The sequence below is a fragment of the Candidatus Electronema sp. TJ genome (assembly GCF_048287355.1).
Classification (GTDB): Bacteria; Desulfobacterota; Desulfobulbia; order Desulfobulbales; family Desulfobulbaceae; genus Electronema.
The window spans coordinates 1-12,894 of sequence record NZ_JBLWEP010000006.1 but is presented as its reverse complement, the minus strand read 5'-3'; the positions used below and the strand labels follow the sequence as shown (position 1 = coordinate 12,894).

Here is a 12,894-nt window from a genome sequence, read left to right as displayed (position 1 = left end):
ATGCCGATCTCCTGATAGCGCTCGAACACAGACATGAGGATGGTGTTGATCACCCCGACCATGGCGATCAGCACCGCGATGATGGCGATGGAGAGCACCATCACTTTCGCGGTGGAGACCAGGTTCATGATGGTCTGCTTGACCTGCGCGAGCGAGACCACCTGCACGTCCGGCAGCTCGTAGAGCTTCTGCTCCAGCTGGCCGATGTTGGCCTCCTTTTTCACTTTGATGCCCAGGCCGGTCAGCTCGCCGCTGCGACCGAATATCTTCTGCACCGCCTTGACCGGGATAAAGATGGTGCCGTCATCCTGCGTGCCGGTGCGCTTGAGGATGCCAACCACCTTCAGCTCGACTTCCTTCTCAGGTATCAGCAGCATGTCGCCCACCTCGCGCTGCTCCAGCTCGGCGGCCTCATAGCCGAGCACGGCCTCATAGGCTTCCGGGTTCTTGAACCAGCCGCCCTGCTTGAACTCCAAGTAGGTCTTCATCTTTGGGTAGCTGGCCGGGTCAACGCCAAGATAGGCGGACATGCCCCCTTCCTCGCCCTTGTTGGGGTCGAACACCGCCTGCATGAGCATGGGGGTCATGGCCTCCACCTCAGGGTTGGCGGCCACGGTCTGCATGACCTCCTCTTTCATGTAACGCAGGCTGGTGCCGCCTTTGAGCATCAGGGTGGCGGCCTCGTAGGGACAGCCTTTGGCGGTCAGCACCACCTGAAAGCCCATGTTGTCAATGTCGCGGTTGAGCGAGGCTTCGTAGCCCTTGTTGAAGCCCATCAGACTAGCCAAAACCCAGGCCGACAGCCCCACGCCGATGATGGTCAGGCTGCTGCGGAGTTTCTTGCGCAGCAGGTTCTTATAGCAGACAGTGTAGATATTGAGCATGGCATCTCACTTGGCTTTAAAATGGGTTAGATGCTTGTTGCCGTAGACGAACTCATCCATGAGGATCAGGTTCTTCTTGGTGCCCCGCAGCGCGGCCCGGAAGTCCTCTTCAGCCTCTGGCACAGGATTCTTGATCTGATCCACCTTGCCCGGCGGCACGCTCTTGCCCGCCTTCACGTCGTAGGGGTAGAAGTCCGGCAGACTGAGGCCCTCGAACTGCTTGGCGAAAGACGGCTCGCGCAGCTGCTTGGCCGCTCTGGAGGTGAGCTTTTGGAAGTAGAACGCCTTGATCTTGGCTTCCATATCAAGCACAAGAAAGACCTGAATGCCGCCGTGCTTGCCCTTCTGGTTCACGCCGTGGATGTGGCCGATCTTCTCGGTGTCCCGGAATATTTCATAGATGGTGTAGGGCACGTCGGCGGTCTCGTACAAGCCTTGGAAGGAGTCGCCCAGCCGCTTCTCGATCTCCTTCAGCAGCTCGTCGCCGCCTTTCTGGTCAATCGACACGTAGCTGGTCTTGTAGCCGGTGGATTCAGGGAAGAGCCGTTTCACGTCCCTGTCCGGGTCGTTGAGGTCGCAGCCCACAGCGGCCTGAACCCGGCCCGCCGGTGTGAGACAAAAGAGCATGAGCAGGATGACAAGTGATTTAAACATGGCAGACAGTGTGCGGAAGAGGGAAAGGGGAGGTAATGAGCTGCCATTGAATGAGTGCAGTTGGCATGGTGTTCTCCTTTGCAAAGGAACGGATGGAAAGGCGGGGCGGGCTGCTGCGGTCTGTTGTTAGAGTAAGATGGCGCGGCGGTCTTGTCAACCGGATTCTGCTGCCGCCCAGCACGCATGCGCGCTCAGGCTGAGCAAGCGTGCGTGCTCCCTGTCAGGCCGCATGCGCGCTCAATGGCAGCACGCATGCGGGCTCGATGTGAGCAAGCCTGCGTGCTCAACCTGATATCCTGCCGCAGGAGCAGCTGATCCTACAGCACCTTGCTGTAATAATAGACCTGAAGCACCGCCCGCAGCTCGTCGTCGTGCTCGTCATAACGGCCCATGGCCCGCAGGGTGAGCGTGTCACTGAGCTGCCAGGCTGGCCCGGCGGAGAAACGGAAGCCTTCATGCTCGCCGATCTTGCTGTATTCGGGCTGCGCCTCCAGCTTTAGGCGGCCTTCGTCCAAAAGATTCATGCCGAGGCGGGCGAAGAGGGCGTAAGCGTCCTCATCCCGGTTGGTGCCGCCCATCGCCTCAAAGCGGGCCTCATAGTTGTCCCAGAGATAGGTGAAGTCCGCGCCCGCCATGGCAAAGGGCTGCGGCTCCTCGTGCATGACCTCGTAGCCCATGGTGTGCAGGGTCTCGCCCGCGCCGACAGAGAAGCCCAGCTCCCAGTTGTCCTGCGAGAGGATGCCCTTCGCGGCCCGCAGCGAGGCGAGATAGTTGCCCTCAAAGCGGAGCGGCATGCCGCTGCCGGTGGTGAGCGACGCGCTGAGGTTGCCCCAGGCGAAGTCGCGGCTCGCGCCCAAGCCCCAGTCGCGGTCAAAGCCGAAGCCGTGCATGGCCAGCGTGGGCAGCAGCAGGGCGTGGCTGTCCAGCACAGAAGACAGGCCGAAGGCTGGGCGGCTGTGTCCGGCCCAGATGTCCGCCCAGCCTGCTTTGTGCTTGTAATAGGCGTTGTAGAGCTGCGGCTCGATCTCGTCCTCAGCGTCCGGGTCATAGGCCAGCCGCGCCTGCACAGCGAGCAGGCCGAAATCGCCGGTCTCTCCGGAGAGCCGCTGGATGAAGTCAAAGCCGACCGAGGACTTCTGCATCACGTCCTCCGCGCTTTCGGAATGCCAGATGAGGCTGTCTTCTTGGTCAGAGTATCCGGCCACGCCCTGGGCTTCCAGATAGAGCAGGCGGCTGGAGGCGAAGGCCGAGGCAGGAAGAGCGGCTGCGACAAGTACGGCGGCAAGGACTCGCATGGTTGCGCACCTCACACGTCAAAGTTGATGCTGCCCCGGTAGATCACCTGGCCGTCCTTGCTGAACTCCAGCCGGACATCCCAGCCGCCGGGCATGACCACGTCCACAGGCAGGAGGTAGTCTCCCTTCTTGTTCAGCTTGAACTCCACCGGGCCGGAGTCATGATGGCCGCGCATGGAGGGCATGCCGGAATCTCCGGTGATCTTCAGGGCAGTGACCTGCCCGCCGGCCTTGTCCGTGACTTGCAGCTTGAGGATCGAAACGCCGAGCTGCGGCTTCTTGTCGAACTTGTAGACAAAGGAGTAGTCGGAGGAGCCGATCTTGCAGGTCTTGCCTTCCCCAGGCAACGGCTCGTACTTAGGCTCCTCCGCCCGGACAGGCAGGGCGGCGGCAAGGACAAAGGCAGTGAGAAGGACAAGCTGGAACAGGCGGCGGCAAAGGGCTGGCATGGCGGATATCTCCTTGCATTGGTGAAAGATGTGAGACGGCTCTCACAGAAAGAAGCATGCCGTAGCTTATGCGGGGAGAGGGTGAGCTGTCAAGGCATTTGCGGACGCAGGAGACGCAGGCAGGGATGATTTTCCTGCCTCTTTGTGCAAAATGCAGTACAATGGCCCGATGAAAACAGACAGGGGCACGGCTGCTGCCGGGCCTCCGTCCTTCCGCCTCATGATCTTCTCCGGCAGAGATGAAACTCCCTCATTTGTCCAACTTCACCAAGAAAAGACCGCAAGGCGGCAGCGCAGGTCAGGACGATCTTGGCGGCCAGCAGCCCTTCGCCTTGGTCAAATACTTCTCCTTCACCTCGCTGGCAGTCATCCTGATCGCCTCGCTGGTGCTGACGTGGAGCTTCTCCCGGAACGCCCGTGAAACCATGCTGGAGCGGAGCGAGATCTACTCGCGGATGTTCGCTGAAAGCCTCAACCGGCAGGTTTTCTATCTCTTCGTCTTGCCCACCTTTGTCCGCTACGGACGCATAGCCCTGTCCGATCCGGTCCAGTACAGTCAGCTGGATCTGATCATCACGGACATCACGCGCGGCATGAACATCAAGTCGGTGACGATCTTTGACTCCAAAGAGAACAGAATCTCTTACTCCACCGACTCCAGCCTGAAGGGCAAAGCAGGCGCGGGCGGGATTGAATATCAGAAGGCTCTGGGCGGCGAAAGCTCCACTGTGCTCTTCTCCAGCGGCTCCATGCTCAATCTGATGCTGCCCGGCGGGCAGCCTGTTTCCTGCCTGCTGCAAACCTATGTGCCCTTCCGGCAAGGCGGGCAGGGAGAGATCATGGGCGTGGTGGCGGTGACGCAGGATCTCTCGGCAGACTTGGAGGCGTTGATCTCCCTGCAATTCAAGATCATCATCGTCTCGCTGGCGGTGATGGGCATCCTCTTCGCCGTCCTCAGTGCCATAGTCCTCCGGGCTGACCGGATTATGGAGGCGCGGGCCGAGGAGAGGCGGGAGCTGGAGAAGCAGCTGCATGAGTCAAAGAGGCTGGCCACCCTAGGCAAGATGATCGCCTCTGTCTCGCATGAGATCAAGAACCCGCTCGGCATTGTCCGCTCCACAGCGGAGATCATCGCCAAGCGGATCGGCAAGGTCGCGCCTGGCAATGAGCATCTGGCCGCGATCATCGTGCAGGAGACCACCAGACTGGACGGTATTGTCCGGGAATTCCTTGATTTCGCCCGGCCCAAAGAGCCAAACTTGGCTCCTGCCTCGCTCAACAGTCTTGCCGAGCGAATGGCGGTCTTTATGGAGGCGGAGTTCACGGCCAAGCAGATTCAGCCGGTCTTGGAGCTGGACACCGCCTTGCCTGAACTGATGATAGACAGCGAGCAGATGTACCAAGCCCTGCTGAACATAGTTTTCAATGCCGTGCACGCGATGACGGAGAAGGGGAGAGGAACGCTCACTGTCCGCACTAGGCTGTTGTCTGGCGGAGGGGCTGCGCTGGAGGTGGAGGACACCGGCTGCGGCATGTCGGAGGAGAAACTGAGCCACATCTTCACCCCGTTCTATACTGACAAAAACCGGGGAACCGGCCTCGGCCTGTCAATCACCAAGAACATCATTGAAAAACATGGCGGAACGATCAGTGTCAAAAGTCGAGAAGGGGAGGGGACAACCTTTGCGGTGAGCCTGATGGGCGCGGCCTGATCAGTCCGGCAGATGCCGGGCCACAGTGGTCAGCACGGTGTCGGCGGCAAAGGGTTTGACGATGAAATCAGCCGCGCCCAAGGCCAAGCCTTGCTTGCGGTCTGCCTCATCCTCCCTGCCGGAAATGAAAATGACCGGAATGTGCGCCGTGAATGGATCAGTCTTCAGCTCGCGGCAGACCGTGAAGCCGTCCATGCCGTCCATCATGATGTCGAGCAGGATCAAATCTACTGCCGCTGGATCCTGCCGCACTATTTTGAGGGCGGTCTCACCCTTTGGCGCGGCCTTGACCGCATAGATCTTCTGTAGAATCATGTTCAGCAGCATGAGATAGCTGGGCGTGTCGTCAACCGCCAGAACACACTTTTTTTTCTGCTCCATTGCTCCTGTCCTTGACTGTGAAGGGGAAATTGGCCGCTTGGTTGATTCTTTCCCGCAACCTGCGCATGATCTGCACCGTGCCTTCGAAATTCTCCAGCTCCTCCATCATCACCTGCTCGTAGAATTTGCAGGCGTAGCAGGTAGTTGTGTCTCGAGCAAAGATGCCTTGAACTTTTTCCGCCGAGCCGGACATGGTGCCAGTCAAGGCCCAGCAGGCCCGCCCGCCGTTGGTGCCGCCGTTGGTGCCGTCCACCGCTGTTAGGGTGGAAGCGGGACAGATGCCGTCCCGCTGCGCGTTTGTGCCGCCTGGCTGCCGTCCGCACCGTTTCACCTCCCAGCAGTTCCGCTTGGTCATGCCCGCCCCCATCATCGTTCAGAGCGGCTCAGCTGGCTGCGTCAGCAGGCCGTCGAAGAGCGCGTCGACTTGTTCGTTGCTCAAAGATGCCGCCACGTCACGCAGATGCTGCCGCTTGGGCGGGGTCGGCAGTGCGGTCGTCTTTTTTGGTGTTTTCCTTCTGATAACCGCAGGCGGCGGGGCCGTCTGCGGCAGGCGGAAATCCTCGGCCAACGATTCGATCACCCTGTTGATCTCCAGCTTGGCGATGCCGAGGCTCTCCGGATTCTCCACCAGCAGCACCAAATGGATGTGGCATTTGCCCTGCTCGGCTCGCAGCGGATTTCTACCCTCGTTCAGGCAGCGGAGCAGCACCATCGCCTTTTCTGTGTGAAAGTAGGTGAACTGGCTGCGGCCAAAGCCCATGTCGACAGAGGCTTTCTGAGAGTTGACCAGCACGGTGTTGGCAAGAGTGGCGACCAGTTTCAGGTCAATGTCAAATGGCTCGCATTTGGCCAGCAGGCGGCCTTCGGCGGAAAAGAGAGCCGCGCCGAGAAAACCGTCGATCTCGGCCAGCCGGGCCAGTTTTTTCTGCACATCCATAGGCCGCTCCTTGCATGAGGACAAAGGGGATGCCGCTATAAAGACATCTTAGCAGAAAAAGAACGGAGGGAAAAGCAGGATGTCTGAAACCTGCCGGGAAGGGGCGGCTCCGCCGCCCGCCACAGTTTACTCCGGCTTGGCCAGAAGCTTGCGTATGTGCTCGATGTAACGCAGGCTGATCAGGCGTACGTTGCCGAGGGTGCCCTCCCGGCTGACAGCTATGCCGAGGTAGTGCTGAGGAGTGATGAAGCGGGTCAGCACCCACGCGTTTTTGGTCTGCACCAAATTTTCCTCCAGCTCGCCCAACCCCTTGAGCGACTCCGCCGATTTCTCCACCAGCTTCATCACCATGGCGAATTTGGCGGAAAATGCCTCCACGTCGGTGCCGCTGGGGTTGTGCAGGGCCAAGGTGATGCCGTCCATTCCGGTCACTTGAATCGCCAGCACGCCGTCCAAGTCATCCGCCATTTTTTTGAGCAGGTCTTTCAAGCCCATTGTTCCTCCTGTCAGAGTGGTTGTCAAATCGGTCTGCCGCGTCGTCTGCTGATTGTTGTTGCGCACACCCTCCAGCCGGGACAGCTCCAGCCGGGCCGCCTCCAGCGGATTGCTGAAATCTTCGCTGCCATGCTCCTCCTCACGCTTGGCCGCAGTGAAAAGCAGCGGCAGCAGCTCGGACTGCATCCTCGTGCCCGGGGCAGGCGAAGGAAACTCCTTCATGCTCACTCTGGCGTTCTCCCAAGACAGCATTTCCAAGGCCGCCTCATCGCCGACCAGCTGATCCGCCTCCGCGTCGATCAGCTCACCTTGCCGGAAGAAGAGGCTGCCGTTCCTGCCGGACGGGTGAAACACCTTGATGTGCACAGTCTTCTCCTCCATTGCCACCAACTGGAGGAAGCTGCTGAGGGCAAGACCGGAAAGGCTGCGGCTCTGCCCCTCGTGAACATCCAAGGCTCTGCTGACCGCCTGCTCCAGAGCCTCTATGTCCAGAGGCTTCTCCAGCACCTCTATGGCTCCGGCGCGTTTGAGCTGCTTTTCAATCAGCGGGGTGCCGAAGGCGGTCATAACAATGTGCGGCACTTCCGGGAAAGACTCGCTCATCACTGAGAGCAGCTCTATGCCGTCCATAACCGGCATCCGCAGGTCCGTCACCACCAAATCCACCTTGTTCCGGTCAAGCAGTTCCAGCGCATCCCTGCCGTTCTCCGCCGTCAGGATGCGGAATCGTCCGTTGTGTTCGAAGCCGGACTTGATGCTCAGCAGCAGCTCCGGCTCGTCATCCACTATCAGCAGCAGTTTCATGAGTGCTCGGCATTATCGCGCCTTTGGCGGCGGCGCAGTTCCTTCCTCGCCCGATTCAGACAGGCTTGACTGTGGCGGTGCTGGTCAAGGCGGCAAGAAGTCTGTAGCAGAAAATAAGCCAAGGCGGAGTTGATCCGCAGTTCAGGAAAAAGCGGACTGTATTCTTTTAAGCTCAACGTGAAGTCCTGCCATTCCAGCATGGTCAGCATCGCGCTGTCGCCGGTCAGGCCGTCCAACTCCGCGTCGATAAGCAAGCCTGCGCGGAAGAAGAGGCTGCCGCCGCGTCCGTCCGGCCTGAAGACCTTGATGTGGATGGTTTTATGCTCCATCCCCACCAACTGGAGGAAAATTTCCAACGGCAGACGGCAGCAGCTTGCTCCACCTGTCAGAGCCTTGCTGATTTCCCGCTCCAGCGGCTTTTCCAACACACTGGGCGCACCAGCCTGCCGCAGCATCGGCGAGCCGAAGCCGGTCATGATGCTAAAATCGCTGAGAGCGGCAAGCAGCTGGAGACCGTCCATGTCCGGCATGTTGAGGTCAATCATCACCAGATCAAGGCCGCCGCTGTCGATGATATCCAAGACTTCCTTACCGTCCGCTGCTGTCCGCACCCGCAAGCTGGAATTGTTTTCCAGTCCTGCTTGGATGGAGTGCAGCAGATGCTGATCATCATCAACTATCAAGACCTGTTTCAGCGCAGGCTGAAGATTGTCTTTGCAGGCGGCGGCGGTTATACTGAGATCAAGCTGAGCTGTGGTCGGCATGGCGCACTGGCTCCCATGATGTGGCATCGCGTCTCCGCAGCGCGTCGTCGGCGCGAAAACCGTTCTCCGCTTGGAATGCCCTCCCGCCAAGCTTGTGGAGGAAGGAGGCGCTGCGCACTTCATGTTAGCAACAAGCCTTTCTGAAATAAACAGAAATCTCACTGCGGCGGCAACAAAATTCACAGGACATGCGCGATGAACACCGAAGCGGCCCGCATCCTTGCGGTTGACGACGAGCCTGCGGTCTTAGGTCTTCTGCACCATGTGCTGGAGCAGGAGAGATACAAAGTGCTGAAGGCCGCCGACGGCAGAACCGGCCTCTGCCTAGCCAAAGAGGAGCGTCCCGATCTGATTCTGCTCGACATCAACCTGCCCGACATTTCCGGCATCGAGCTGTGCAGAAAGCTGAAGGCCGACGCGACGACCGGTGCCATCCCGGTCATCTTTCTCACCGGCGAGGAGCAGGACGAGAGCGAGTCCTGCTGCTTCGGCGCGGGCGCGGCGGATTTTCTCCGCAAGCCGGTCAGCCGCGAGCGGCTCTGCCTCCGGGTGCGGAATGTCCTCGACAGCAAGGCGGCCACCGCGAAGCTGGAGCGGCAGGCCCGCGAACTGGCCCTGAGCAACGAGCGGCTGAAGGAGTCCCTCATCATTCAGGAGCAGGTACGGCGCACCCTTCTGCAACGGGATCAGATACTTTGCGCGGTCAACTATGTGGCTAAAACTTTTCTTCAGCACCAATGCTGGCAGGATGTGATCGGCGAAGTTCTCAGCTATCTGGCCGGCGCAGTCAATTGCGAGCATGTCTATCTTCGCATTTTCGCTGCAAAGACGGAACAGCAGCAAGATTATTCTTGGTCAAGGCCCGACTGCCGACCCATCTGTGCCAGCATTGATCTCCTCGCAGGCTGGCGGCAGCCTGCGGATGCGCTGAAGGCAGGCAGGCCGCTGATCGGGGTGGACAGTGCGCTGCCCTCGGCAGTGCTGGAGGAAATGGAAAAGAATAAGATTCGCACCTGCCTGATCCTGCCGGTGCAGATGGGTCAGGCTGTGCGGGGCTGCCTCGGTTTTGACTGTAGCTTGGCTAGACGTTCTTGGGACGCTTCGTTGGTGCGGGCGATGATGATTTCCGCCGATGTCATCGGCACCGCCTTGCAACGAGGGCAGGAGTCGGAGGAACGGCGCAGGCTGGCGGCAGCGATTAAAGAATTCGCCGACTGCGTGCTGATGACTGATTCGCAGGGTGTAATTTCCTACGCTAATCCTGCCTGTCAATCAGTGACCGGATGGCAGCCAGAAGAGCTGACAGGCCGAAAGCTAAACGAGCTGCCGTTCGGTGAGGCCGGGCTGCCTGACTGGGAGGAGACTCTGGCTGCCGCCGTTCGGCAGGGGCAATGGCACGGCGAGCTGCGCAGTCGCCACAAAGACGGCTGTCTGTACGAGGAGTCGGCGGCGGTGGTTCCAGTGAAGGACAGTCAGGGCCAGGTGAGCAGCTTCTGCGTCATCCGCCGTGATCAGACCGAAAAAAAACGGCTGGAAGCCATAGCCGAGGCGGCCAATCTGATGGAGAATGTCGGCTTTGTCTTTTCCGGTGTGCGGCACGAGCTGGCAAATCCGCTCAACTCCCTGAAAATGGCCCTCAGCGTGCTGCGGCGGCAGATGGACACCCTCAGTCGGGAAAAAATCCGTGAGTTCCTCGACCGCTCAATGGGTGAGATCAGCCGGATGGAATATCTGCTCTGCGCCCTGAAGAATTTCAACCTTATGGAAGGGCAGCGGCCTGCGCCGATGGATCTCACCGCCTTTATCCAGAAATTCAAACGGCTGCATGAGCATGACCTGCGTGAGAAGGGCATCCGGCTGGAGCTGGCCACTGAAGGCGCATTGCATTGCATCGCTGATGAGCGCGCCCTGCATCAGATCCTGCTCAATCTGCTGACTAACTCGGTCAATTCTTTGAAAAAGCGGGCCAACCCGCTCATCTCCATATCCCTAGCCCGCAGTAAGCCCCGCTGCGTCCAGCTCCGCTTCGCCGATAACGGCTGCGGCATCTCCGCGAAAGTGCGGCGGCAGCTCTTCACGCCCTTTTTCACCACCCGGATCAACGGCACCGGGCTGGGCCTGACCTTGGTCAAAAAGATGCTCACAGCCATGAACGGCACAGTGACAATGGACGGCAAGGAGGGCGAAGGAGCTTGGGTAGTGATCACTCTGCCGGAGGCTCCGCTGCTGGAGGAGACAGCGGGCAAATAGACGGCCCTTGCTTTTTTGCTTGGAAAAAAGGAGCGGCTTCGTATATCTTTCGCCTCGGCTTTCATCACAAATTCTGTCCAACCCCAGCCGCAGGCCCTTCATGACCGCTGTCCGCTCCCGCCCAAAGACCAAGGAACCCTTTTATTTCACCGCCACCTGCGCCGCCGGACTGGAGGAGCTGGTCAAGGAGGAAATCATCTCCTTCGGCGGGGACAAGGCCGAGACCGCGCCCGGCGCGGTGCGCTGGCAGGCCGGGACGCTGGAGTCCGCCTACCGGGCCTGCCTCTGGTCGCGCTTCGCCTCGCGCGTCCTGCTGCAAATCGCCGCATTTGAGGCCGCCAGCCCGGAGGCCCTCTACACCGGGGCCATGTCGGTTGACTGGGGCAGACATTTCAGCACCAAGAACACCTTTGCCGTGAGCTGCACCTTGGCCGCTGATGCCAAGCTCAATCACAGTCAGTACGCCGCCCTCAAGGTCAAGGATGCAGTTGCCGACACCTTCCGCCGCCAGACCGGCAAGCGGCCTGACGTGGACACGCAGGAGCCTGACATCCGCATCAACCTGCACGTGGACGGCACAGCAGCTGCGCTGGCTCTGGACTTGTCCGGCGAGAGCCTGCACCGGCGCGGCTATCGCGAGGACGGCGGCGAGGCTCCGCTCAAGGAGAGCTTGGCCGCAGCCATCGCCTGGCTGGCCGGAGTGCGGCCTGGCATGGACCCGGAGAGCTGCATCCTTGATCCCATGTGCGGCTCCGGCACCCTGCTGATCGAGGCGGCTCTGATACTCGGCGACTCCGCGCCCGGCCTGCTGCGCGAGCGTTTCGGCTTCACCAAATGGATCGGTCACCAGCCGAAGCTCTGGGAGAAGCTCATTGCAGAGGCGATTGAGCGCGAGGACGCGCTGGCGGACAGCGACTGGCCGCATCTGATCGGCTATGATGCCGACCCCAGAGCCGTGGCCGCCGCCCGCAAGAACATCGCCAAGGCCGGACTGACCGACCGAATCACAGTCAGGCAGCGGCAGCTTGCCGAGCTGCATCCGCCGACCGCCAGCGGTCTGCTGCTGGTCAACCCGCCCTACGGCGAACGGCTGTCCGAGCGCGAGGCAGTGAAATACCTCTACCGCTGCCTTGGCCGCATCTTCCGCGAGAGCTTCACGGGCTGGCGGCTGGGATTCTTCACCGCCAACACCGATCTGGCCGACATGCTCGGTCTTTCGTGGGAGGAGCGGCACCGGCTGCACAACGGCCCGCTCAAGTGCCGCCTGCTCACTGCCGGTGCGCCGGAGGAGGACAGACAGCCGGAGCCGCACGTCTGGGGGCTGAACGAGACCGACCCGGAGCTGCCTGCGCAGGATTTCAGCAACCGCCTGCGCAAGAACTGCCTCAGCCTCCTGCCTTGGGCCAAGGAGCAGGGCATCAGCTGTTTCCGCGTTTATGACGCGGACATCCCGGAATTCAACATCGCCATTGACCTCTACGAACGCTGGGCGCATGTGCAGGAGTACGCCGCGCCAGCCAGCGTGCCGGCGGAAAAGGCTGAGGAACGCTGGCAGCAGGCCCTCCAGGTCATCCGCCACGTCCTCAACCTGCCGCACTCGCAGATATTCATCAAGAGCCGGGCGCGGCAGCGCGGCGCGGAGCAGTATCAAAAGACAGGCGAGATCGGCAAGCTCCATGAGGTGCGCGAAGGCGGCTGCCGCTTCCTTGTCAATTTCACCGACTACTTGGACACCGGCCTCTTCCTTGATCACCGCAAGACCAGGGCCATGCTCGCTGAACTGGCGCAAGGCCGGAGCTTCCTCAATCTCTTCGCCTACACCGGCTCGGCCACGGTCTATGCGGCAGCAGGCGGCGCGTCCTCGACCACGACGGTTGATCTGTCAGAGAAATACCTTGCCCGCGCCGAAGCCAATCTCTCGCTCAATGGCTATGGCGGCGTGCTGCATCAGTTTGCCGAGGCCGACTGCATGAGCTGGCTGCACACCTGCAAGGAACGCTACGGCCTGATCTTTGTTGACCCGCCCACCTTCGCCAATTCCAAGCACAAGGGGCTGGTCTTTGACGTGCAGAAGGATCACCCGGAGCTGCTGCGGCTGGCCATGCGGCGGCTCAGTCCGGCGGGCGGCACGCTGATCTTCTCCACCAATTTCAGGAAGTTCAAGCTCGACGAGCAGCTGGAGACTGAGTTCGACGTGCGCGAGCTGACTGAGAGCACCGTGCCGCACGACTTCAGCGGTAGCAGGCCGCACCGCTGCTGGCAGTTCCGG

At 60.5% G+C, this 12,894-nt stretch carries 12 protein-coding genes; 3 read left to right on the top strand and 9 right to left on the bottom strand.

Going from position 1 to position 12,894, the window contains the following annotated elements; genetic code table 11:
• The 4 genes from ACNKID_RS00930 to ACNKID_RS00915 all read right to left on the bottom strand — a co-directional run.
• Positions 1–884, bottom strand: an 884-nt coding sequence (locus ACNKID_RS00930; RefSeq protein WP_417911554.1) for an ABC transporter permease, incomplete at its 3' end; no start/stop codon positions are given.
• Between the two features lie 6 nt (positions 885–890).
• The gene (locus ACNKID_RS00925) at positions 891–1,538 is read right to left on the bottom strand and encodes a hypothetical protein (protein WP_417911553.1); all 648 of its coding nucleotides are present in this window, start codon (positions 1,536–1,538) and stop codon (positions 891–893) included.
• Between the two features lie 317 nt (positions 1,539–1,855).
• Positions 1,856–2,833 carry a hypothetical protein gene (locus ACNKID_RS00920; RefSeq protein WP_417911552.1) on the bottom strand — a complete coding sequence of 326 codons (978 nt, stop codon included), beginning with the start codon at positions 2,831–2,833 and terminating at the stop codon, positions 1,856–1,858.
• Between the two features lie 11 nt (positions 2,834–2,844).
• The gene (locus ACNKID_RS00915) at positions 2,845–3,282 is read right to left on the bottom strand and encodes a FixH family protein (protein WP_417911551.1); all 438 of its coding nucleotides are present in this window, start codon (positions 3,280–3,282) and stop codon (positions 2,845–2,847) included.
• Positions 3,283–3,521: 239 nt separating this feature from the next.
• Between ACNKID_RS00915 and ACNKID_RS00910 the strand changes: the two genes are divergently transcribed.
• Entirely contained in the window at positions 3,522–4,994 is a 1,473-nt protein-coding gene (locus ACNKID_RS00910) for a two-component system sensor histidine kinase NtrB (protein ID WP_417911550.1), read from the top strand.
• Here the strand turns inward: ACNKID_RS00910 and ACNKID_RS00905 are convergent, their stop codons facing one another.
• From ACNKID_RS00905 to ACNKID_RS00885, 5 genes are all read right to left on the bottom strand, one after another.
• On the bottom strand, positions 4,995–5,375 hold the full coding sequence (locus ACNKID_RS00905; RefSeq protein ID WP_417911549.1) for a response regulator: 381 nt from the start codon (positions 5,373–5,375) through the stop codon (positions 4,995–4,997).
• Complete coding sequence (locus tag ACNKID_RS00900) at positions 5,341–5,730, bottom strand: two-CW domain-containing protein (RefSeq protein WP_417911548.1); 390 nt, start codon at positions 5,728–5,730, stop codon at positions 5,341–5,343. The genes ACNKID_RS00905 and ACNKID_RS00900 overlap by 35 nt, the downstream gene beginning before the upstream one ends.
• Positions 5,731–5,748: 18 nt before the next feature.
• Positions 5,749–6,312 (bottom strand): roadblock/LC7 domain-containing protein, encoded by a 564-nt coding sequence (locus ACNKID_RS00895; RefSeq protein WP_417911547.1) that lies wholly within the window; start codon positions 6,310–6,312, stop codon positions 5,749–5,751.
• 126 nt (positions 6,313–6,438) lie between these two features.
• A complete protein-coding gene (locus tag ACNKID_RS00890; RefSeq protein WP_417911546.1) occupies positions 6,439–7,611 on the bottom strand; it encodes a response regulator in 1,173 nt (390 codons plus the stop codon).
• Positions 7,608–8,375, bottom strand: coding sequence for a response regulator transcription factor (locus ACNKID_RS00885; protein WP_417911545.1), 768 nt, complete (start codon positions 8,373–8,375; stop codon positions 7,608–7,610). The genes ACNKID_RS00890 and ACNKID_RS00885 overlap by 4 nt, the downstream gene beginning before the upstream one ends.
• A 195-nt stretch (positions 8,376–8,570) precedes the next feature.
• Here ACNKID_RS00885 and ACNKID_RS00880 point away from each other — a divergent pair, with 195 nt between their 5' ends.
• Both ACNKID_RS00880 and rlmKL read left to right on the top strand, forming a co-directional pair.
• The gene (locus ACNKID_RS00880) at positions 8,571–10,625 is read left to right on the top strand and encodes a response regulator (protein ID WP_417911544.1); all 2,055 of its coding nucleotides are present in this window, start codon (positions 8,571–8,573) and stop codon (positions 10,623–10,625) included.
• A 100-nt stretch (positions 10,626–10,725) separates the two neighbouring features.
• Positions 10,726–12,894, top strand: a 2,169-nt coding sequence (rlmKL, locus tag ACNKID_RS00875) for a bifunctional 23S rRNA (guanine(2069)-N(7))-methyltransferase RlmK/23S rRNA (guanine(2445)-N(2))-methyltransferase RlmL (protein ID WP_417911543.1), incomplete at its 3' end; no start/stop codon positions are given.